The sequence below is a fragment of the Glutamicibacter sp. MNS18 genome (assembly GCF_026107515.2).
Classification (GTDB): Bacteria; Actinomycetota; Actinomycetes; order Actinomycetales; family Micrococcaceae; genus Glutamicibacter.
Genome location: NZ_JAPCHW010000024.1, coordinates 1 through 22,225, shown reverse-complemented (window position 1 = coordinate 22,225; position 22,225 = coordinate 1). Strand labels below are relative to the sequence as shown.

Annotated in this window: 19 protein-coding genes; 10 read left to right on the top strand and 9 right to left on the bottom strand. The window is 62.1% G+C overall.

Going from position 1 to position 22,225, the window contains the following annotated elements; genetic code table 11:
• Positions 1 to 1,266: 1,266 nt before the first annotated feature.
• Complete coding sequence (locus OK351_RS17775; RefSeq protein WP_265161759.1) at positions 1,267 to 1,977, bottom strand: GntR family transcriptional regulator; 711 nt, start codon at positions 1,975 to 1,977, stop codon at positions 1,267 to 1,269.
• A gap of 135 nt (positions 1,978 to 2,112) precedes the next feature.
• Between OK351_RS17775 and OK351_RS17770 the strand changes: the two genes are divergently transcribed.
• The 7 genes from OK351_RS17770 (at position 2,113) to OK351_RS17740 (ending at position 10,113) form a co-directional block, all read left to right on the top strand.
• Positions 2,113 to 4,095 carry a flavin-containing monooxygenase gene (locus OK351_RS17770; protein ID WP_265161758.1) on the top strand — a complete coding sequence of 661 codons (1,983 nt, stop codon included), beginning with the start codon at positions 2,113 to 2,115 and terminating at the stop codon, positions 4,093 to 4,095.
• A gap of 2 nt (positions 4,096 to 4,097) precedes the next feature.
• Positions 4,098 to 5,468: a carboxylesterase family protein gene (locus OK351_RS17765; protein ID WP_265161757.1), complete on the top strand. Its 1,371-nt coding sequence runs from the start codon at positions 4,098 to 4,100 to the stop codon at positions 5,466 to 5,468.
• 148 nt (positions 5,469 to 5,616) lie between these two features.
• Positions 5,617 to 6,501, top strand: a complete 885-nt coding sequence (locus OK351_RS17760) for a VOC family protein (RefSeq protein ID WP_265161755.1) — start codon at positions 5,617 to 5,619, stop codon at positions 6,499 to 6,501.
• A gap of 42 nt (positions 6,502 to 6,543) precedes the next feature.
• The gene (locus tag OK351_RS17755; RefSeq protein WP_265161754.1) at positions 6,544 to 7,434 is read left to right on the top strand and encodes a fumarylacetoacetate hydrolase family protein; all 891 of its coding nucleotides are present in this window, start codon (positions 6,544 to 6,546) and stop codon (positions 7,432 to 7,434) included.
• A 50-nt stretch (positions 7,435 to 7,484) separates the two neighbouring features.
• Positions 7,485 to 9,113 carry an FAD-dependent monooxygenase gene (locus tag OK351_RS17750; protein WP_265161753.1) on the top strand — a complete coding sequence of 543 codons (1,629 nt, stop codon included), beginning with the start codon at positions 7,485 to 7,487 and terminating at the stop codon, positions 9,111 to 9,113.
• Positions 9,106 to 9,324 (top strand): hypothetical protein, encoded by a 219-nt coding sequence (locus OK351_RS17745; protein ID WP_265161751.1) that lies wholly within the window; start codon positions 9,106 to 9,108, stop codon positions 9,322 to 9,324. Before OK351_RS17750 ends, OK351_RS17745 begins: the two co-directional genes overlap by 8 nt.
• A gap of 105 nt (positions 9,325 to 9,429) precedes the next feature.
• Positions 9,430 to 10,113, top strand: a complete 684-nt coding sequence (locus tag OK351_RS17740) for a GntR family transcriptional regulator (RefSeq protein WP_265161749.1) — start codon at positions 9,430 to 9,432, stop codon at positions 10,111 to 10,113.
• A gap of 660 nt (positions 10,114 to 10,773) precedes the next feature.
• On the opposite strand, the gene OK351_RS17735 is transcribed toward OK351_RS17740, so the two are convergent.
• The 7 genes from OK351_RS17735 to OK351_RS17710 all read right to left on the bottom strand — a co-directional run bounded on the left by OK351_RS17735 (position 10,774) and on the right by OK351_RS17710 (position 16,555).
• Positions 10,774 to 11,352: a glycine betaine ABC transporter substrate-binding protein gene (locus OK351_RS17735; protein ID WP_265161748.1), complete on the bottom strand. Its 579-nt coding sequence runs from the start codon at positions 11,350 to 11,352 to the stop codon at positions 10,774 to 10,776.
• Positions 11,353 to 11,485: 133 nt separating this feature from the next.
• Positions 11,486 to 11,884, bottom strand: coding sequence for an ABC transporter permease (locus tag OK351_RS18005; RefSeq protein WP_371931491.1), 399 nt, complete (start codon positions 11,882 to 11,884; stop codon positions 11,486 to 11,488).
• Complete coding sequence (locus tag OK351_RS17730) at positions 11,785 to 12,048, bottom strand: hypothetical protein (protein WP_265161747.1); 264 nt, start codon at positions 12,046 to 12,048, stop codon at positions 11,785 to 11,787. The genes OK351_RS18005 and OK351_RS17730 overlap by 100 nt, the downstream gene beginning before the upstream one ends.
• Before the next feature lie 209 nt (positions 12,049 to 12,257).
• Positions 12,258 to 13,433: a glycerate kinase family protein gene (locus OK351_RS17725; protein ID WP_265161746.1), complete on the bottom strand. Its 1,176-nt coding sequence runs from the start codon at positions 13,431 to 13,433 to the stop codon at positions 12,258 to 12,260.
• Between the two features lie 69 nt (positions 13,434 to 13,502).
• On the bottom strand, positions 13,503 to 14,564 hold the full coding sequence (locus tag OK351_RS17720; RefSeq protein WP_265161744.1) for a sugar diacid recognition domain-containing protein: 1,062 nt from the start codon (positions 14,562 to 14,564) through the stop codon (positions 13,503 to 13,505).
• Positions 14,565 to 14,802: 238 nt separating this feature from the next.
• Entirely contained in the window at positions 14,803 to 15,204 is a 402-nt protein-coding gene (locus OK351_RS17715; protein ID WP_265161742.1) for a phage holin family protein, read from the bottom strand.
• 31 nt (positions 15,205 to 15,235) lie between these two features.
• The gene (locus OK351_RS17710) at positions 15,236 to 16,555 is read right to left on the bottom strand and encodes an ISL3 family transposase (RefSeq protein ID WP_265161739.1); all 1,320 of its coding nucleotides are present in this window, start codon (positions 16,553 to 16,555) and stop codon (positions 15,236 to 15,238) included.
• A 519-nt stretch (positions 16,556 to 17,074) separates the two neighbouring features.
• Between OK351_RS17710 and OK351_RS17705 the strand changes: the two genes are divergently transcribed.
• The 3 genes from OK351_RS17705 (at position 17,075) to OK351_RS18000 (ending at position 21,400) form a co-directional block, all read left to right on the top strand.
• The gene (locus tag OK351_RS17705; protein WP_265161736.1) at positions 17,075 to 19,396 is read left to right on the top strand and encodes a helix-turn-helix transcriptional regulator; all 2,322 of its coding nucleotides are present in this window, start codon (positions 17,075 to 17,077) and stop codon (positions 19,394 to 19,396) included.
• Positions 19,397 to 19,604: 208 nt separating this feature from the next.
• Positions 19,605 to 21,104 carry a SulP family inorganic anion transporter gene (locus OK351_RS17700; protein ID WP_265161733.1) on the top strand — a complete coding sequence of 500 codons (1,500 nt, stop codon included), beginning with the start codon at positions 19,605 to 19,607 and terminating at the stop codon, positions 21,102 to 21,104.
• A gap of 83 nt (positions 21,105 to 21,187) precedes the next feature.
• Positions 21,188 to 21,400, top strand: a complete 213-nt coding sequence (locus tag OK351_RS18000) for a DUF6480 family protein (protein ID WP_371931492.1) — start codon at positions 21,188 to 21,190, stop codon at positions 21,398 to 21,400.
• 90 nt (positions 21,401 to 21,490) lie between these two features.
• On the opposite strand, the gene OK351_RS17690 is transcribed toward OK351_RS18000, so the two are convergent.
• Positions 21,491 to 21,967, bottom strand: a complete 477-nt coding sequence (locus OK351_RS17690; RefSeq protein ID WP_265161730.1) for a pyridoxamine 5'-phosphate oxidase family protein — start codon at positions 21,965 to 21,967, stop codon at positions 21,491 to 21,493.
• Positions 21,968 to 22,225: the final 258 nt, after the last annotated feature.

Sequence of the window (22,225 nt, the reverse complement as noted above, 5' to 3'; positions counted from 1 at the left end):
CGGTGCGGTAAAGGTAGACTCGTGCACTGTCGAGGTCTTTCGAAGAAGGTTGTGTGGTAACTTCCATTCTTCGCGAAGGCCTCGACTTTTTGCTGCATTGGTGACACGCCCGGGATCCGAGGTGTTGAGTTCAGCTGGTTACACCCTTATTTCTGAAGAGTCCCTTTACAAGCGCGAATCAGTGCTGACGGCCCGCTCGGAGAGCATTGCGTTTGCAATGGGTCCTACGGGAGTCAAGAACCCTGATGGTGCGGCCACCAGACGTACTCGGCGCGTGAAGTGCCCTTATAGCCCAGTGCTAACAGGACAAGTCAAGCCGACCGTAGCCCGGGGCGCCGCCCTGCTGGCCGTGGCCGACTCCTTACCCATCGGAGAGCCCAGCCGACCTGCCCTAGCACGCTTGTGGGCACACTGTGGCCCGGAAACGATAGTCGGTAAACCCGTTCCTTCCCCAGGCCCGTGAGATCTTCCCGGGTCCTTCGTAACGCTGGCAGTTCCAAACTGACGTTGAGGCTTGGCGACAGAGCTCTTGAAGAGGCCTCGGTCGGAAGCACCGGAACGTTCCGTCATCCCTTCACCATGAAGCTGGATTATCGTTTGCGTATTGGCTCTGCGTCCACCGAACATACTGGCGCAGGGTGGCTTTGAACCAAAATATTGGGTGGCTCTCAAGGAGAATAATGCCGATGACGGCAGCTGGCTCTGAACCGCAATAACGCTGGCTCTCAAAGAGTCAAATATTCAATTCTCAGCGTTCAGCCCTTCCCTACCACCGTCATCGACCACAACGGGTCTCGGGCTTACCTTCGGGCTCCACACCCGAAGTGAATTCCATGGCAGGTACTATGACCTCTGCTGACTTCTGCCCCATCAATCCCACCCTCACGGACAAGAACGCCCCACCAACTAACGTTGGTGATGCACCGGGACAGACCTCCCCAGATAAGAACATCCACTTTCCTCCTGCGCCTGCCACATTTACACATCTGCCGTTTGTTGATGGAACAAAACCGGTGGGACGGGCTTCACCATCTCTAGCTGGCTTACCCCGGCAAACATGCCTTCTATGTGATTCGTGTTCCTCAGTGCAGGATTTTGCCTCCGGCTTCCTTCCCACCCCACCTCACGGTGACGCAGTTGCCGTTGGCTAGGCCTTAAACCACCTTCTCGGCCAGAGGACTTTCACCTCCAAGTAAATGCCCATGCTGGGCGTACTAGAAATCGGGCGTCCCCATGGGGACGCCCGAAGGTGCGGCAAGCAGCGCTTTATTTCAGCGCTTTCACGTGCGGCAGGCAGGCCAAGCCCACCTCGCCGCCGTTCTTGACGGCACTGAGCGTGGTTTCGTAGTGCGCACGCAGCAGCCGCCCGGCCAAGTCGGCATCGCGGTCCAAAGCCGCATTCAGGATGTCGCGGTGCTCCTTATCCAGATCGCGCTTGGCATCACGAGTTGCCGGCCCGGCCCAGCGCCCGTAGAGCTGGATGAGATCCGACAGCGTTCGCGTCATCTCGGTTAGCAGTGGAACTCCGCAGGCTTCGACGAGCTTGTCGTGAAAGGCTTGGTGCGCATGATTCCATTGCGGGGTGTGGTTGTCCGGGTCTTCATTCGAACGGCGCGGGGTGCGCTCCAGGGTGTGGTGTGCGGCCATGAGTTCGCTCTCCCACTCCAACGGGGCCCGCTCGAAGCCCAGTGAGATTGCCAGTTGCTCGTTGATGCAACGCATCTCCACGATGTCGGTCAGTTCTGCCAGCGAAAGCTCGGGCACAAAGAAACCCTTATTAGGGCGAAGGGTGACCAGCCTGTCACCCACCAGACGGGTCAGCGCTTCACGGATGACCGTGCTGGAGGTTTCGTAATGCTCGGAAAGATGCGTGAGCTGAAGCCGGGCACCAGGTTCCCAACGCCCGTCCAGAATGTCGGCGCGCAGGGTGTCGCGGATGTGCTTGGACATCGTCTCTGAATCGGTGCGTTTCGCCATGACCTAGATCATACCAAACTCGGTAAAGAATACATTTTTAGTTGACTTATGCATAACTTGGCGGTGACACTGGTTACATACGCGTCTGCCGGCCCCTGCCGCGCACGGCCCGAAATGACTTGCTAGGAGTAACCAATGAGCGAATCACTGATCGAGACCGCCACCCCTAAACAGGTAGATGACCTGTACTGGCGTGACAACTACTCGGCGATCACCGAAAGCGACGATCAGCTGCGCCAGATCGTCGCAAGCACCGAGCTGCCGCCGCTGATGGTGGCCCTGGCCGCGACAACCGGCGATTACTCGATCCTTCGCGATGAACTGCGCCCGCCACAGCCACCGGTTGACACCGTTGGCCAGCCGCACGGCGGCATGGATGCCGCGGCGCAGGAGGCAGCCCGGGAGCTGGCCTTCGAAGCGCTGCGCAAGGTCCGCGACGAGAAGATCACCTCGGTAGGCACCCTGGATGATGAACAGGCCACCACGATCCTTGACTGGATCACCAATCAGGCCACCAGCGATTACCACGAGATGCTCAAGCACGACATGGCGCTGGTTCCAGAAGTCAGCGGCGCACCGGCCTTCACCAAGGACCAAGTGGCCCCGACCCGCGACTTCACCGTGGCGGTCATCGGCTCGGGCGTGGCCGGCATGGCTGCCGCCTACCGACTGAAGCAGGCAGGACTCGACTACACCGTCTTCGAGAAGGGCCACGAAGTCGGCGGCACCTGGTGGAAGAACACCTACCCAGGCGTGCGCCTCGACACCCCCAACTACGCCTACTCGTTCTCCTTCGCGCAGCGCGATGACTGGCCCCAGCAGTTCTCTGAAGGCGCCGAGATCCACAAGTACACCCGCGACGTGGCAGAACGCGCCGGCATCACGCAGAACATCCAGATGGGCACCGAAGTGCTGTCCGCGACCTGGGATGAAGAAGACGGCCGCTGGGTTCTGTCCATGATCGTGGACGGCGGCCAGGTGCAGGAACGCCGCTTTAACGCCGTGCTTTCGGCAGTGGGACAGCTGGACCGTCCGAAGTTCCCAGACACCCCCGGCCATGACAAGTTTGCCGGCATCCATGTGCACTCGGCCGAATGGAAGCCGGGCATCGAGCTGGCAGGCAAGAAGGTGGCAGTGATCGGCACCGGCGCCAGCGCTTACCAGATCGTTCCAGCTATCGTGGATGAGGTCTCGGAGCTCAAGGTCTTCCAGCGCTCCTCCCCATGGATGCTGCCCACCCCGTTCTACTACGAGGACATGCCCGAATCCGTGGCCTGGCTAGTGGAGCACCTGCCGCAATACGGCCAGTGGCTGCGCTTCTGGCAGCATTGGCTCGGCGTCGAGGGCCGCCAGCACACCACCTCCGCGGACCCTAACTGGACCAAGGAAGGCTCGGTTTCAGCGATCAACGAGCGCGTGCGCCAGCAGCTGACCGAAATGCTCAAGGAACAGTACGCAGACCGCCCGGATCTGCTGGCGAAGGTCACCCCCGACTACATCGTGGGAGGCAAGCGCATGCTGCGCGACAACGGCGTCTGGGCCAAGAGCCTGAAAAAGCCGCAGACCACCCTGATCACCTCAGGCATGAGCGAAATGACCGAAGCCGGGATCATCGATGGCGACGGCACCCTGCACGAGCTGGATGTCATCATCTACGCCACCGGCTTCCAGGCCTCCGAATTCCTCGAGCCATTGCGCATCACCGGCCGCAAAGGCCAGGACCTGCATGAGTACTGGGCCGGCAACGCCACCGCCTATGCCGGCGCCACCGTGCCCGGCTTCCCGAACCTGTTCATCGTTTCCGGCCCGAATACCGGCCACGTGGTCAACGGCTCGCTGTTCTCGATGATCGAGTACGGCCTGACCTACATCCTGGACGCGCTGAACATCGTGCTGGAAAAGGACCTGAAGGCCCTGGATTTGAAGCAGGACGTGCTGGATGAGTTCGTGGCGGACCTTGATGCCGCGAATGCCCAGAAGGCCTGGGGCCACCCGGAGGTGCATACCTGGTACAAGAACAAGTTCGGCCGCGTCTCGCAGATCTGGCCTTACCCCATCGTCGAGTACTGGAACATCACCCGCGCAGTGGACCCGTCGCAGTACACGGAAATCCGCTAGGCATGGGGGTTTACCGCTACGCGCAGCGCAGCGCAGGCCGCTTCGGCAAGCTCAGTGAAATCACCGGGCTTGCCGAGGCGCAACCAGTCATCTTCCCGCAGACCCCCGGTTCGCTGGATTGGCTGCTGGGTCCGGCCCTGCAGGAACTGCCGCAGAGCGAAGACGCCTTCCAGCTCGCGGTGTTCGCACCCGAGCAGGCCAGCGGTCTTCCGGTGATGGTCTTCCTTCCCGGCGGCGGATTCGTTTCCGGCGCCGGCACGGTGCGCTGGTACGACGCGCAGCATTTCGCGCAAGCGCAGAACTGCGTGGTCGTCGTGGTCAACTACCGCGTCGGCCTGCTGGCCCATCGCCAGTCGGTGGGCGGCGGCAACCTGCCGGTCGAAGAGCTGCTGCTGGCTTTGCAGTGGGTGCAGCGCAACATCGCCCAGTTCGGCGGCAATCCGCAGGAAACCACGCTGGCCGGCCAGTCCGCCGGGGCTTTCTGGGCCTTTGTGCTGGCACAGCTCGATGAAGCTCGCGGCTTGTTCCAGCGCCTGTACCTCGGCTCGCTGTCCTACCAGCCGCCCATGAGCCAGGCCATGGCCGATGAGCGCAATGAGGTCATCGCCAGTGCCCTGGATGGCACCAGCTTGGAGCAGGCCAGCACCGAGCAGCTGCTGGCTGCCGGTGGCGCGCTGGCCAAGGCGTGGGCAGGCCGCGGACTCGGCCTCTACCCGAGCGCCGACGACGCGGTTCCGGCAGACCTGTTCGACGCCAGCCAGGCAGCCGCCCGGCTGCACGTGCCCGAAGTGCTGGTCTCCTACACCGCCGATGAGGCCAATGCCTTTATCGGCATGGCTCCGGAGCAGGCGTTCAGCGTCGATGCGGTGCGCGGCTTCACCGCCGGCAACTTCGCGCAGCCGCAGGGCGTGTTCGAAGCGCTGGCCGCCGAGGCGCCCGAGGCCACGGCCAAGCAGCTGATGGCCAGGGCCATGACCCTGCACCAGATCCAGCTCTACGCTGTGGAATTCGCTGATCAGGCCGTTGCGCAGGGTGCCAGCGTCCAGCTGCTCGGCTTCGAGCTCAGCTCCCCGCTGCCCAAGGCCGGGTCGGCGCACTGCTTCGAGTTGCCATTCCTCTTCGGCAACCGCCAGGCATGGCATGATGCGCCGATGCTCGATGGCATCACCGAGGAAACGTTCAGCGCCGCGGCCGCCCAGCTTGGCGGTGCGCTCGGAGCGTTCATCCGCACCGGACGCGCCGCCAGCGACTCCGGAGAGAGCCTGCCGCTGCATGCGCCAGGCGTCCAGTCGCTGACCGCGCTCACCGAATCCGGTTTGGTCCAACGCGAGATCGACCGGCGTTTCGCGGCCAAGCGCCAGGTGCTGGCCTAAGTATTTGCGCGCCCGTCTGCGCGGACCCCCGGTTCGCGCGGACGGGCGCGCAAATTTCTTTCGCAGTAACACTGGACAATCTAACTTAAAGTAAATAATCTAATTATCTAGATCACAATATTTTTATTGCCAGCAGAAGGGATCCACCATGGCTTGGGGATTAATCAGGGAAATGGGCCACGTGTCCATCCAGACCAATGACATCGAAGGATCCATCTTCGACGCCACGCAGCTGCTCGGCCTGCGCGTCACCGAACGCACCGGCAACGAGGTCTACCTCGCCGCCAACTCGGTGCACCACGAGCTGACCTACGTCGAGTCCGAGGTCAACGGCATCCACTCGCTGGGCCTGATCGCCCAGAACGGCGACGCGTTGCGCGAGATCCGCAAGCGCGTGGCCGACGAGAACTTCAAAATCGTCTCCGAAACCCCGGTATCCCTGGGCGTCCAGGACGGCTTCTCATTCATCGGCCCCGAAGGCTGGATCTTCGAGGTGTACACCGGCATGCAGCACAACGACCGCGGCCTGCTCTCCTTCGGTCCGGATCGCTACGGCCACATCAACTTCCACCCGCGCGACGTGAAGGGAATGATGGAATTCCTGCGCCGCATCTTCGACTTCCGCCTCTCGGATGTCATCGGCGACGACTTCGCCTACTTCATGCGCTGCAACCCGGATCACCACGGCATCGCGCTGATCAAGGGCCAGGGCACCTTCCACCACCACGCCTGGCAGGTCCAGTCCATCGGCGACCTGGCCAAGCTCGGCGACCGCCTGGGCGCAGCCGGCCGCGAACTGATCTGGGGCCCGGTCCGCCACGGCGCCGGGCACAACATCGCCGCCTACTACGTGGAGACCTCCGGCGCCGTAGTGGAGCTCTACACCGACCTGGAACAGATCTACGACGACGAGCGCGACCCGATCATCTGGGGTGAAGACGAGAACTGGTGGAACATGTGGTCCAACCGCCGCACCGAGGACTTCCGCACCTTCGGCATCCCGACCGTCACCGAACTGAAGACCTTCATCTAACCCGCAACGCATCGCGAACACTTTTCGAAAGGCAACACCACCATGCAGTACGTATCCTTCAAGGCAGCAGACGGCACCGAGACCTGGGGAGTGTCCATCGACGGCACCGTCCACGACCTGGGCCCCTCGGGCAAGAACCTCGCGGCCAGCACCCGCGACGCCATCGAGAAGGGCATCTTCGGCACCCAGCTGGATCTTTCCGGCGCACCGACCATCGCCGAGGCCGACATCGAATTCCTGCCCTCGGTCACCAACCCGGGCAAGATCATCTGCATCGGCGTGAACTACCTGGCCCACCAGGAAGAGTCGGGCAAGACCGGGCAGACCGCGCCGACCGTGTTCACCCGCTTCGCCGATTCGCAGATGGGCCACCTGGCCCCAGCGGTGAAGCCGACCACCACCACCAAGTTCGACTACGAGGGCGAAATGGCGCTGGTGATCTCCAAGGAAGCCTTCCACGTCGAGAAGGAAGACGCCTGGGACCACATCGCCGGCTACGCCTGCTACAACGATTTCTCCGTCCGCGACTGGCAGAAAGCCGCCAGCCAGTGGATCCCGGGCAAGAACTTCCCGGGCACCGGCGGTTTCGGACCCTACCTGGTGCCGGCAGCCGACCTGGGCGACATCACCACCGCGGTGCTCGAAACCCGCGTCAACGGCGAAGTGCGCCAGCAGGCGCCAGTCGCCAACCTGGTCTTCGACATCCCGACCCTGATCAACTACGTCACCGGCTTCACCAAGCTGAACCCGGGCGACGTGATCGTCACCGGCACCCCGGGCGGCGTGGGCCTGTTCTACGGCCCGGACGGCCTGATCAACCACGGCGACGTGGTCGAGGTCGAGATCACCGGCTTGGGCATCCTGCGCAACACCGTGGCCGACGAAGCCTCGCTGCTTGCCGGCGCGCAGGCAACCGCTGGCGCCAGCGCCTAGCCTCGCACCACCCGACAGAAGCACGAACGCAAGCAAGGAAGTAGCGGGCAGTGGCACAATCCCATGAAATCGACGTCCTGGTCATCGGTTCGGGCCCCACGGGCCTGACCGCCGCCAACCTGCTGGCCGATTCCGGCCTGCAGGTGGCGCTGATCGAGAAGAATCCGGGCAGCGGCGACGAACCGCGCGCCATCAGCGCCACCGATGAGACCCTGCGCATCATGTCGCACCTGGGGATCATGGATGAGCTGGGCCCGCAGATGCTCATGGATACCGGTGCCCGCTACTTCGGCTTGGGCGGCAAGGTCATTGCCGACGTGCGCCCGGGCAACCCGCGCCTGGGCCAGCCCGGCAAGAGCCAGTTCGACCAGCCGATCCTCGAAGGCCTGCTCTACGAGGCGGCCGCCCTGCGGCAGAACCTGGCCCTGCACTACGCCACCGCGGCCACCTCGATCGTGCAGCATGAGGACCACGTCATCGTGCACGCCACCCGCACCGGCGAGGCCACCACCGGCTTCAACGGCGCAAAGATCGGCGACGCCGGCCACGATCCCTACGCAGCCGCCCAAGGCAGCGAAACCGCACTGGAATTCAAGGCCAAGTGGGTGCTGGCCTGCGATGGCGGCAAGTCCTTCACCCGCCGCGAACTGGGCATCGGCCTGCAAGGCTCCACCCAGACCGAACGCTGGATCGTGGTGGACCTGCTGGACGTTCCCGGCAACCCGGAGCCCTTCGCCTCTTTCCACTGCAATGGGCAGCGCCCGGCCGTGGTGGTCCCCGGGGTGAATGGCCGCCGCCGCTACGAGTTCATGCTCTTCGACCATGAGGACGGCGAGCAGATGACTTCGCCGGCCTCCATCGCGCAGCTGATTTCCGAGTTCCAGGACACCGAGACGGTGACCATCCGCCGCGCCGCCGTCTACACCGCGCACCAGCGCATCGCCGAACGCTACCGCGAGCACCGGGTGCTGCTCGCCGGCGACGCCGCGCACCTGATGCCGCCCTTCGCCGGGCAGGGCCTGAACGCCGGCATCCGCGATGCCGCCGCCATTTCCTGGCGCTTGGCAGCCGTCATCGCCGGCGAGGCCGAGGAATCGATCATCGACGACTACGAAACCGAACGCCGCCCGCACGCTGCCGAGATGGTCAAGCTCTCCAAGCGCATCGGCTGGGTGGTCATGAACACCAACCCGGTGATCACCCGGATCCGCGACGCGGTGGTCGTCGGCACCCGGATCATTCCGCCGTTGAACCGCTGGCTGACCGGCATGCGCTTCCTCAAGCAGCCGCACTACACCAGCGGCACCGTCCTCGCCCCGCTGCCCGGGGTGCCGCACCTGGCCCAGGACTTCGTCGGGCGCATGCTCCCGCAGCCCGAGGTGGACGCCAACGGCGCGGCCACCGCGCTCGACGACCTGCTGGCGCCAGGCTGGAACACCATCGAGGTGGCTGCCGGCCACCAGCTGGTCTTCACCAGACAGGACGGCAGCACCCTCACCGCCACCGACACCTCCCGCGTCTTCGATGCCGCCACCGGAACCGTGCTGCTGATCCGCCCGGACTACTATGTCGCAGGCATTGCACCATCCAAGGACCGCGGCACGCTGCTCGGGCAGCTGAGTTCCAAGGCCACCGTGCTGGCCGGCTTCGGGACGGCCAAGCAGCCAAGCCATGGCTAAGCCGGCCGAAGCCGCGCTCTCAGGCATCCGCGAGGCCATCCTCGACGGCGCCTGGATGCCCGGCGAGCGCCTGGCTCCCCCGCATCTGGCGCAGCGCTTTTCCACCAGCACCGTGGCCGGGATGGCGCCTCTACGCGGCAGAAAGCAACTGCTACAGGCACTACGGGAGAAGAATTCGGGCCTCTTCGAATCTTTCGCCACACGAGTGTGACGGGAGAAGAATATTCCGATTTTCGACACAAAAACCGAGAATACCCAATGAGTCGGCCTACTATTGGGAGCGTAACCCTACCCCCCTTCCAATGAGGAGATTACAGTGGCCAAGGCATCTGCACATTCCGTTGATGGCATCCGCCGCCACATCCTAGAGGGCCATTGGAAGCCCGGTGACCGCTTGCAGCCGCCGACCCTGGCCACGCAGTTCGAGACCAGCACTACCGTCATCCGCGAAAGCTTGACGCGGCTGGCAGGGGAAGGGCTGGTCAACATCAAACCTAACCGGGGCTTCTTTGTCCCGGAGTTGGAATTGCAGGAACTGGCGGACATCACCGAACTACGCTGCGTGACTGAAGCACTGGCTGCCCGGCTAGCCGTCGAGCGGGGCGATGTCGCTTGGGAGTCGGAGCTCATCGCGGTGCACCACCGACTTGCCCGCACCCCACGACGCTTGCCCGAGGAGCCCGATGTGCTGAACCCCGAATGGGCGCAGGTGCACCGCGAATTCCACCATGCCCTGTTGGCCCCCTGTGAGTGTGCCCCGATGCTGAAGCTATCGGCGGACCTCGCGAATTCAACTGAGCTCTACCGGCGTTGGGCAGCACCCTCCACAGCAGCGATCAAGCGCGATGTGGAAGCCGAACACCAGCAGATGCTCGATGCCGCTCTGGCACGGGATGCCGCCGAACTCGAGCGGCTGCTGCGCAAGCACTATACCGGCACTGTGCAGGTACTGTTGGAGTCGGGGGTCACCCTCCGCGAAGAAGACGCCGCCACCGCCTAAGCCTTGATCCACCGATGAACTCCAGATCATTATCGGCGTTTTAACCACGAAGTATGGCCTGTTGCTAGCCAAGGGGCTCCGCCCGTTCCGAGGAATACAGAGAATTTTTTGCGCAACTCATCCACCAGCACCACCCCTTGTCCAGCGACACCAACGAGCGCATCCTAAAGTTGTTGGTAGTTGAGACACGTCGGTTAGCGCATGGTGACATCGAGCCCGGCCTATAGCTTGACGTGTGAGTCTTCACGAGAACCGTGGAATATTGCTTAGAGCACGAGTACTAGATTTCAATGCTTTACTCCTTGGCCCGCCTTGACTTCCAACACTGACAGGGCATTTATGAGTTGGTTGGGAGAAGACGAAAAGGCCGTGGACATCGTTCACCAGCGTGCTGCTGGAATGGACGTTTCCAAACGCGATGCCATAATTGCGGTGCGCCGTCCCGGCAAACGCAAGGGAACCTACGTCACGGAAATCAAGACTTTCAGCGCGACGACTAAACAGGTCCTCGGCCGGGAAAGGCCTTAGTCACGGCTAGATCGTTGGCGGTAGCTGTGGGGGCAAAGATTGTTGGATAAAGGCTGGGAGGATCTTCCCCTTTTCCACGGTTCTTAGCAGGGTAGGCCCTATGAGCCTCAACAACCCGATACTTGACCCCGCTCAAGCCCCTGCGGCACGTATTCTCTTCCAGGTGTTAGCGAAGCATTTGAGCACGAAGAGCGGAACCGGCAGGGATCTCATCAAAGATTTCGAAGATGGCAGACGCCAGTTCAAGGAGCCGCAGCAGTAGAAGCTCCGTACAGCGCTGGACACACTCGGGATCGTGTTCATCCCCGAGGACGAGGAGTCGGGATTCGGAAAGGTTTTGTGCGTTACGGCGGCATCGACTTCCGCAGTGCCCGAAACCACTTCGTCCGGAGCAATAAAAGCCAAAAGCGTCTGGTTGTATTCAGAGACCACAACAAGGGTGCAGTTTTCGACCTGCGAATAAAGTACCTCTCGCGCGCCATTGTTCAGTTTTCGATCAACATTGAACCCTTGGTTATCGAGTGCCTTGGCATACATTTCACCAAGCAGTATGTTCTCGCTGAAATTTGCGGAACCGACCACAATGGTCTGTCCATTCGTGTCCAGGGAAAGGGAGGGTGGTACGGATCGCCGGCTCTGCAGGCTGTATGCACTGCTGGGGGGGAGAACCGACAAGACTGTTGGGGCCATCGCTTTCTTGGTGCTCATCATGGTTTCCTTTCTGTTTAGGTATTCGACAGGGCGGCTGATCCGAGGACGCGTCTCGTGGTAGTCCTCAGGGAAGTAACAAGGGCGGCGAAAACAATAAATGCGATCTCATTTCCGATCGCAACGACGGTGATGACTACAGAACCGCCTGCACCTGACCGAAATCCCTGCGGCCCATGCCATCGAATATGACTCTGCCCAGTCCCCCGAGACCGACGTAGGAGGCGATGGTCGCGGCGGAGACCATTTGAATTGCCGCTAGTCGGATTCGGAGGAGTACGAACGGTAGCGCCTCCGGCAGGTCGACTGTCCACAGCCCTGAGCGGCCGGTCATTCCTACGCCCTCGGCTGGGTCAACGATTGTGGGATCGACTGCTTTGACGCCTTCGAATGCGTTGACCAACATTGGCGGGACGGCGAGCATGACGAGGGCAATCAGTGGTGGAAGCAGACCGATGCCGGAAGCGATGACAACAAATGTTGGCAGGCACGAATGGAATTGGCCTTTGTCAAGACGACAATTTCGCCTTTGCATGCGTACCCGAAGTGCAACCCGAGCGGTTTGGCAATAACCGCCGCAACTATGAGCGCAAGAAAACTGTAGAAGAGATGTTCAGCAACCTGCGTAGGAATCGATTCGGGACCGCTCCAGGTTGTTGGTTGTCTAAACCAGTGGTTCACCAGGTCCAGGATGCTCATGCGTTGTGCCTTGAGATGGCCCTCGGTGTGAGAGCTCGTTGAATCACAACGAGTAGAAGATCGGCTATAGCCACCAGGACAAGCGTCAAGATGATACCGCCGATGATCGGCGTGACGAAGAACCGTTGAGTTCCATCGACGAAGGGGCCACCCTCGGCGCCGGGTCGGGCTCGGTGCCACCGGGGTGTCGCGCACAACCTGCCGAGAATTCAGCGACTAGCGAGATAAGTGCGCATCACGTTGTAGCTGGTGGCCCGGATCAGCCCGCTGGCATTGCCGCTGAGCTCTTCCAGGCTGGCGGGTCCCGGGGCGATGGAGTAGGCGGCCAACAGCCCGGCCTGTTCGATCTGGTTTTCCTCAAGTTGGACCGATCCGGCGATCACGATGACATCCGCGGTGTGCGGGCTGGCCAGGCGCACGCCGTTGACGACCTTCCCGGCCAGCGACTGGGTATCCAGCCGTCCCTCGCCGGTCAATACCAGGTCCGCGTCGGCAAGGATCCGGTGGATCCCGAGTACATCGGCGACCAGTTCCCACCCGGGAACCAGTTCCACGGCACAGGTGGCGGCCAGGCAGCTGGCCAGCCCGCCTGCGGCACCCATACCGGCTACCTGGGCGATATCCCTGCCCGTCTCCCGGACCAGCACCTGCGCCAACCGGCCCAGCCCCGCCTCCAGGATCTCCACCTGCCCAGGATCTGCACCCTTTTGCGGGCCGAACACCGCGGCCGCTCCCGAAGGGCCGGTTAGCGGGTTAGTGACATCGCAGGCGATCCGCCAGGTGACCTCGTGGATCCGCGGATCCACGCCGCTGAGGTCGATCGTTTCCAGATCCCGGAGCGCTCCCCCACCGTCCGGTAGTTGCCCGCCCCGGGCGTCGAGGAACCGCGCACCCAGGGCCTTGAAGAGCCCGGTTCCGCCATCGGTGGTGGCCGATCCTCCGATACACAGCACGATCTGCTGCACCCCGGCATCCAGGGCCCGGCTGATGATGGCGCCGACCCCGTAGCTGGTGGCTTCCAGTGGCCGCAGGGGCACGTCGCTGACCGCGGGTAGACCGTTGGCCTCGGCGGCTTCGATGACCGCGATATCGCCTTGCGGGGAAAGCCCGAAACGTGCAGTGATCGGCCGGCCTATGGCATCGGTGGTTTCCAGTTCCCGGGCCGGGACTTCCCAGGCGGCCAGGATGGCATCCAGGGTTCCTTCGCCTCCATCGGCGAAGGGCATGGTCCGCACATCCACCGGGCGGTTGGCGGCCCGGGCGGCGGCCTGCACCCCCAGCTTCATGGCCTCGGCAACACCGCTGGCAGGTACGCTGCCCTTGAAGGAATCCGGGACGATGGCCACGGCCAGTCCGGCTGGGTTTATTTCATTGAATGACGACACCATTCCATGCTATGGGCCGGTGACCGCGCCCACCATGAGCGGATGCCCATAGTTTGCGCCCCGGACCCGCTAGGTCATGTGCAGTTCGCCCAAGGCGACACGCGCGTAGCAGGCGGTGAGCAGGCGGAACAGTTCTCCCGGGTGGCGCGGGTCCATGCCCGTCAGTTCCCGGATCCGCTCGATGCGCTGTATCAGGGTGTTGCGGTGGACATGCAAGAGGGTGCAGGCGCCGCTCATCGAGGTGCTGGTGGACAGCACGGCCAGGGTGGCGAACTGGTCCTGGTTCAGTTCCGCGGCCGGTCCGGCGGTGACCGGCAGGCTCCGCTGCGGGCAGCGGGCCACTGCCACCGCGCAGTCCATATTCCATTGCCCGTGCTGTCCTGGAGCCGGGAGCAGGGTCGGCCTGGTGGACAGGACCTGCAGGATTTCCGCGTCCCCCAACAACAACCCGGTATTCTGACGGGCAGGTAATTGCAGCTGCCGGGTCGTGGGGCCGGCGCTGTCCGGGCCAGGGTGCGGGCCGGCTTTCACCGTCCACCGGGTGTCACGCGATTGGAGCCAGATACCTCCCTGACCGGATCCTGCGGTGACCGGTGGGTTGGTCGCACCGGACGCTGTAGCGGTATGGGAGAGGGTCAGTGTCCACGGAGCGGACAATCCAATGTCCTCCAGGCGTTGCAGCAGTTGTTCCGGGTCGATGCTTCCTGCCAGCAAGGCCGAGATGATCTCCCGCGCCTCCAGTTCCAACCGGCTGGAACGGTCATGGGCCTGCTCCTGGCTGATCAGCAATTCCACGGTCAGCACGATCAGGTCCGCCAACGCCGCCACCTCATGCGGGGCACCGGTTACCCCAACCACCCCGCAGATCCGGCCCTGGAAGCGCAGTGGGGCGTTGACACCGGGCAGGGTTCCGGCCTGAGCATCCGCGGAGTGGATGCTCACCATTTTTTGCGCCCGGACCGCTTCAAGGCTGCCGGCATGGTGCGTCCCGATGCGCTGCGGGTCGCTGGAGGCGATGATGCTGCCGTGCTCGTTCATCACGTTGACGTTGTTGTTGATGGTCGCCTCGACGGTGTCGACCACCTTCTGCGCCAGCGCGCCACTGAGAATCACACCGCGTTGCTCCACCATGTTTTTACCTTACGTCACCGCCACTACCGATACCGTCGGGCAATTGCAAGGCCAGACTCAGCACAGGCACAGAGAGCGCCGGTAATGTCGTAGACACCTCCTTGAAGGTGCGAGTGATGATCGAAGGGCTCCCGTTGGATTACCAACGGGAGCCCTTTCGTTAACCGCGGGTCTTAGCACGCTGACAAGACAGGCACGTGCCCTGCCGGCTGAGGCCAGGCCTTCGTTACCCCTACGTTCATGCTGACGCGATGCCAGTGGCGGGACGCTCCTTTCGTGCGGCCAACCGCTTCTTCAAAAGGAACATCGGCAACAACCATGCGGCGAGCGTGGAGGACATCCACACCACCAGGGCCGCCAAGACCCAGGTGCGCCACCCGGTAATCGTCAGCCCACCGGGCAACAAATTGGCAAGGAACAACGATACCCAGGTGGAAAGCAATCCAATGCCACCCAAGGCCGCGGGCGCGTACCTGTTGGTCATCCGGGCAATAAACGGGGTGAACACGGATTGGGTGATGGAGAAAACCACCACCGCAATAACGAACCCCTGCAACTGCATCCTAAAATCGGGCAACAACCACGTTGCCGCCAACAAACCCAACGCTGATGTGGCGAAATAGATCAGCGTACGAATCAAGAAAATCAGGCCCTTCTGACCTTTGTGTGGGTTAGATCCGGCCCGGGAGCTGTGGGCGGTGTCCGCCTAAGCTGAGCATTGCCATCGATATCAATGCCCGTGGGGATCTGAATCCGAATGCCATCCGGGTGATCAATCGGATCTTGGTGTTCATAGATTCAATCCGACCGTTGGTTAGACGGTGCTCAATCGAGGCCAGAATCCTTTCCTTGTGCTTGACGATCCTTCGTTGGAGTTTGACGAACGCATCGATCCGGCACCGTCTGGCCCACGCGATCCACCGCTCCAACGCCGCGGTGGCCTCTTCCAGTTCCAGCTGAAATACCACCCGCAGGCCCTCCTTGAGCGGGTAGGCCCGGTGGAGTAGCGGACTGGACTTGGCGATCCAGGCCAGCTTCGTTGCCTGATTCTCGCTCAGGTTCTCAGGGTTCTTCCACAATGCGTGCCGGGCGCCTTTGAGTTGTTTAGCCCGCTGACTGGCCGGACGCTGTGGCGCGTTCTTGGCCGGGCGGCCCCGCCCGGGTTTGGGTTCACGCTGCGCTTCGTAGCGGGCCTGGTTCCACACTGCTCTGCGCACCGCGTCCAACGCGTCGGTGGCCCAGCTAACCACGTGGAACGGGTCCGCGGCACGCACCGCGTGCTGACACTTCTCAGCGACCACATCCCCGATCCAGTCAGTACCGTCCGCACTGACATGGGTGATCATAGCGCACCGGCCCTCACCGGAGGTCTCGAGCTGGTCAAAAAAGCTGCGCAAGGTATCCTTAGTGCGTCCCACCCCGGCCCAGACCAGCCGTCCGCTGTCATGACAGACCACCACGGTCAGGTACTTGTGCCCCTTCTTATAGCTGATCTCATCGATCCCGATCCGCTTGAGCCCAGCAAACAAGTCGATGCTCGCCTCTGTGTCGGCCCAAACCCGGGCGATGATCGCCCCGACAGTCTTCCACGCCACACGCATCAGCTGCGTGACCGCGCTCTTGGAACACTGGGTGGCCAGCCAGGCGACGTGCTCATCGAAGAACCGGGTGTGTCCTGCCCCATGACGCGCCCAGGGCACAGAGGCCACGGTGATCCCATGGACTGGGCACTTCACCCTGGGAGCGGCTGCTTCCAGCCAGACGCACACTGATCCCAGATCCAGCGCCCGCCAGCGGCGCCGTCCCTGGCCGTGGTCGTAGCGTGGGGACCTGCTGTGGCAGATCCCGCACCGGGGTTTGAGCTTCCTCGTGGGGCGGGCATGGGCGATCACATAGCTCGTCCCATCCGCGGACTCATGCTCCTGAACGCGTTCGATGATCGTGTTCTTCTCGACACCGAGCATGGAACGCCATAGAGTTGATTTTTGCACGCCGTTCACCTGTGTATTTGGTTTTGTTGTTTAGACGCTTTAAAACCTATACGGGGAACGGCGTGTTCGCATTTTCAAGGTGTCCAGACACCCACACAAGAGTCACAAGCGCCGAAAATCACCATAGTTAATTGTATGGAAGCCGTCAGAACCATGACCACCTTTCTAGGTCAAGATTCGGCAACGGGCGAGTCACGGATCATCGGCGTATCCCGGGGCTACACCCAGCCCAAACACAGACAAGCCGATTAGTGTTATAAACAACCTCATTGAGGGTGCGAGTGATGATCGTTAGAACCCCGCCGACCTTGTCGGCGGGGTTCTTTCATGCCTCCATCTGCTACAGGAGATCCAGGAAATCCGGGCCCATAGGCGATCCCGGGTGTGACCCAAACCCCACTTGATCAGCCAAATGGTCAAGTAGGATATACCCATGGCCAATGTCGGCCATGAATTCTTGGTGGTCAGATAGACGTTCAACCAAATCCACGCGAGCCTCGTTGGGGAAGGAGCAACAGCGTGCAGGAATCCTTATCCGAAAGCTCACCTGCAAAACCAGTGCTGCTTCACAGCCATCCGACCTTGCAGCGCTTTCTGGAACTGCACGGCACCGCCCCCCGCCTGTTGATCATTACCGCTGCCTGTGGCACCGGACGTCAATTTTTCGCCCGCAGCTGGCTCAATGGACACCACGGAGAAGTCCTCGATTTGTCCGGACCGGGCATCAACCTGACACAGAAACTGGATGAGGTCGCTGCCCGTCTGCAAGACGACCAGGACTTACGCCTGGCTGTCATCATCAACGCCTCCGAATCTGCCTGGCTACTTGTGGCTCGGTTCGATTGCCTGCTGGCCCGCCAGCTGGACCTGCTACTCACGGTCGACGAGCTTTACGATTCGCTGGAGTGCGATAGGAACCGGGCACAGGAGATTTACCTGGAAACCGGCGGGTGGCTGGGCCCGGCCCGGGCGCAAAACGGTCCGCTGGAAAACCTGCCCAGTGCCTATCAGACGACTCGCGCCGGGCTATACCGGTGGCTGGCCCAACATCCCCATGCCGAGGCATTCCGCCAGGCTGCTTTCCTGCCCGTCATGGAACGGAATGTGGCCGATGCCTACTACACCCATCTGGGGGAAGTGAATTTCAGCTTCGACGACCTGGCGGAAAGCGGTCTCATCCGTTCCGACGGGAAGAACGGCTGGTTCATGCCCGAGTTGGTCCGTCGTGCCCTGGCTGAGCAGGTGAGGTTCGACGATGCCGCTAAAGCCTCGGAACTAGAGCTGCGGGGGTTGGAGACCGTCGCTGCAACACACAGTGTCCAGCGGGCCGTGGACAAGGCACTGCATCGGCGTAGCTGGGGCGCGCTCAACCACCTGCTGATGGAACGCTGGATTGACCTGTTCGTCTCGAATCCGCGGGCCCTACGAAGCTATCTGGGACAAATTCCCGAATTCATCATCAACCAGTCGAACTACTTGTGGGTTGGCACACGCATCGTCGCAGCGATGGGTACCGACCGGATGGTGCTGCCGTTTCCCACCATCGCCCCCAACTACGAAGCCGACCGCGCCGCCCAACGGCTGGCCGAGCAAACCGCGAAGCTGTACCGGCGCCCCACACCACGAGCCCTGACGATCGGACTGCTGGAAATCAGCTACCTCCGTCTGGCGGGGTTGTACGAGCGCTCGGCGGATGCCGCCATCCGGCTTCGCACGGCAGCACGCACCGTCAGTAACGCGCGGAAGGTCAGTTCGAAGCTGATCTCTGCTGTCGAGCTCCACAGCGGGATATCACTGGAACTGCATGGGAACGACACCGAGGCGAAATGGGCCTATACTGCCGCGTACCGCGCCTCCGAGGAATCAGGCTCGGACTTCCAGATCGCCGATTCCACCGGACGGCTGGCACTGCTATGTACCCGCCAAGGCGACATCCGCGGAGCCCAACAGTGGCTGGCGAAACACCGGGAATCGGTGTCCCGCGTGGGATGGGGGCAGGCGATGGTGGGCCGCGGTGCGATGCTGGCACGCGCCGAATTGGCCCTGCATGCCTTGGACTTGCCGGCTTTCCGGGCCGAATTGGCCGAACTACCGCCGGAAACCGACAGCGATGAGTTCTGGGCAGTACACACCAGGTTGCTGGCTTTCCATGCCGTGTTAACCGGCACAACCCATGAATTCGCGCAGCTACTGGATCGGCTCGTTGTCGAACGGGTCTATGCCCAATCGAGCATGTCCGCGGAGCTGGTCGAGCAGTCACTGCAGTTATTGGTCCTCGCCGGGCAAGGGGCCGAGACCGAACCTGCGGAAGATCTCCAGGCCGCCGAGCTCCGGGCCTTGGTGGCCCTGCGCGCCGGCCAACATGACCGTGCGCTGGTGCTGCTTGAGTTATCCCGGAACAAGCCGGCCTCGCAGCGTTCCCTCGCCCTCTACCACTATCTGGAATTGGCCGCGCGCTGCCCCCACGGGCCCACGTCCGCACATCTGGAACAGCTCCAGCAACTGCATGGGTCACACGGCCAGTTGCTCGCACTGTTCCTGCTGTCCACGATTCCCGGCTGGTCCTCCGTAGCCGACCTTCTGGATTTGGAGCAGGAATCCCGGCAGCGGATCGCCATTGTGAGTGATGCCCTGCCTGTCGCCCAGGCTATGCCGGCACTCACCGAACGTGAAATCGAGTTGCTGCAGCTGTTGCGCGAAGGGCTCACCCGCAAGCAAATGGCCACAAGAACGTACCGGTCGGAAAACACCGTTAAGACCCAGTTGCGTGGTCTGTACCGGAAACTGGGAGCCGCCGACGGCACCGAGGCCTTGGAACGCGCCCGTATTGCGGGACTGTGATCCCCGGAATCCCACTTATCAACATGGTTATCCCCAAAGGTTGTGGATAACCATGATTTTTGGCTACCGTACCGGGTCGGCACGCCGGCCCGTTTGATACTCCCCAGTGCGTAACCGATGAAGGGAAGCGGGAAATTACGATAGCGTGGATTCGTTCACCCCCTAATTCCTACCGGTTTTCCCCTGGCCCGGTTTGATCGGAGATTCCATGCCCACCACCGCGCTGACACCAACGGAACGCCAGTCGGTGTTACGCACCCTGCGCTCCCCGCGACTTCTGAAAACGGAACTGCTGGCCGGGCTGGTGGTCTCGCTGGCGCTGATCCCCGAGGTGATCGCCTTTTCGATCATTGCCGGGGTGGATCCTCGGGTGGGTATCTTCGCTTCCTTCACCATGTCCGTGGTCATCGCGTTTACCGGTGGACGCCCGGCGATGATTTCCGCTGCGGCCGGAGCGGTGGCCCTGGTGGTGGCCCCGCTGGTTCGCAGCCACGGGGTGGACTACCTGTTGGCGGCGGTGATCCTGGCAGGACTGATCCAGGTGGTATTAGCGGTTCTGGGGGTCGCCAAGCTCATGCGGTTCATACCCCGCCAGGTGATGATCGGCTTCGTGAACGCCTTGGCGATTCTGATTTTCCTCTCCCAGATGCCCGAGCTGACCGATGTGCCGTGGGTGGTCTATCCGCTGGTAGTGCTCGGGCTGGCCATCGTGTACCTGTTTCCGAAGCTGACCGGAGCGATCCCGGCTCCCTTGGTGGCGATCGTGGTCCTGACGCTGGTGACCGTGTTCGCCAAGATCACTGTCCCTACGGTAGGTGACAAGGGCGAATTGCCTGATTCGCTGCCCAGTTTCCTGGTCCCCGATGTGCCGTTGTCCTTCGATACCCTGCAGGTGATATTCCCCTACGCGCTGGCGGTGGCCTTTGTTGGACTGCTGGAGTCGTTGCTGACCGCCAAGCTGGTGGATGACATCACGGACACCGGTTCGAACAAGACGCGTGAATCCTGGGGGCAGGGTGCGGCGAATATCGTCACCGGCTTCTTCGGCGGCATCTGCGGTTGCGCCATGATCGGGCAGACAATGATCGGGGTCAAGGCCTCGGGCGGCCGTACCCGGATATCCACCGCGTTTGCCGGGATCTTCATGCTGCTGCTGGCCGTGGTGCTTGGCGATGTGGTGGCGCAGATCCCGATGGCCGCGCTGGTTGCAGTGATGATCTTCGTGTCACTGACGACCTTCAACTGGCACAGTATTCGTCCCTCCACCCTGAAGATGATGCCCAAGAGCGAAACCGCGGTCATGGTTGTCACCGTGGTGTTCACCGTCGCCACCAACAACCTGGCGATCGGCGTGGGGCTGGGCGTGCTGACCGCGATGGTGCTCTTTGCCAACCGGGTGGCACATTTCGTCACCGTCAAGCGCAGTGTCACCGGTGGGGTGGATGGCCAGGTGGCGGTCTACACCGTTAACGGGGAGTTGTTCTTCGCCTCCTCCAATGACCTTTACACACAGTTCGACTACGCTGAGGACCCCGAGCAGGTCATCATCGACATGTCCGCCTCGCATATCTGGGATGCCTCCACCAGCGCCGCCTTGGACTCGGTCATCGACAAGTACGGGAAGTACGGCAAGCGGGTCGAAATCCACGGGCTGAACGAGGCCAGTACCGGGATGCGTGACCGGCTGGGCGGCAAGCTCGGGAACTGAGCGACGGATTCGCAGCGCTCGCCACCGGGAACCGTCCGCGCATCCTGTGAGTATCGTCTACCCATTGCCGCCCGGCCCCGCGCATCCTAGCGTGGTCTACGCCAGAGACCAGGCGATGCGAGGTAAACAGGATGGACAAGGATATCCAGGACAAGACAGCTCAGAGCTCCGATAACGACAAGACCGATCCGTTGGAGCAGAACATCACCGGGCTGGAACCCGGAGGAGGGGTACCTCCCGGGGAAACCCCGCCGGCGGAGGGCTCCATGAGCCGGGATCAGGGCCACGAGGAATAGTCACCGCTCCCCCGGACACCGTTCGCCCCCCTGAACTAGAGGGCTGGTCTGGTTCAGGGGTCGCTTCCTGTTCACCGCACGTGGCTGCGGCTACAGCTGTACTGTATTCGACGTCCCGGGGTGTTCCCCGTCCCCGGAGATCTTTTCCTTGATCCAATTGGTGACGATACTTGCGGCTCCTCCGGGGTTCTCCCAGTATTCGGCCGAATCCGAGGCCACGTGTACCAGAACGGTATTCGGCGATTCGGGGCCGTCACTGGCGAAAATTTCAACCATGGAATTCCATAGTTGCTTCTTCTTGGCGACTTCTCGTACCACCTGCGCGCGTCCGCTGACCGAAACCCACTTCTTCGATCCAGCGAAGCAGACATTCACTTCACTGTTCGCCTCGATTTCGCGCACCAGGTCGGTATCGGCCGCGGAAAAGAACCACAGGTCGCCGTTTTCTTTGACCTCCACCACCGTCAAGGGGCGGCTGAGCAATCCGCCAGCCCCGTGCGTGGTGAACATGCCGATCTTGATGTCATCGACGATATCCACTACCTTGCGTACTTGCTCATTAGCCATGTTCAAGCTCCTTGGGGTCCGTGGCGTTCTGGGATGCCGCCCACCGTACCTCGCCGGCTTGCGGCTGGTAAGGGCAACGGACCGATACACAGCTGGTATTAAGATGGCCCCCACGGCCCGGCCCCGGCTGACCTATGGTGGCTCTTCAGGATTGAGAGTGTAATCGCGGTCTAAACCCGCCAGTCTCCAGCAACGACCGTGCGATATAGTGCGTCAGATTCTTGAACCCCAACGCGATACCCCGCAAATGCTCTAACC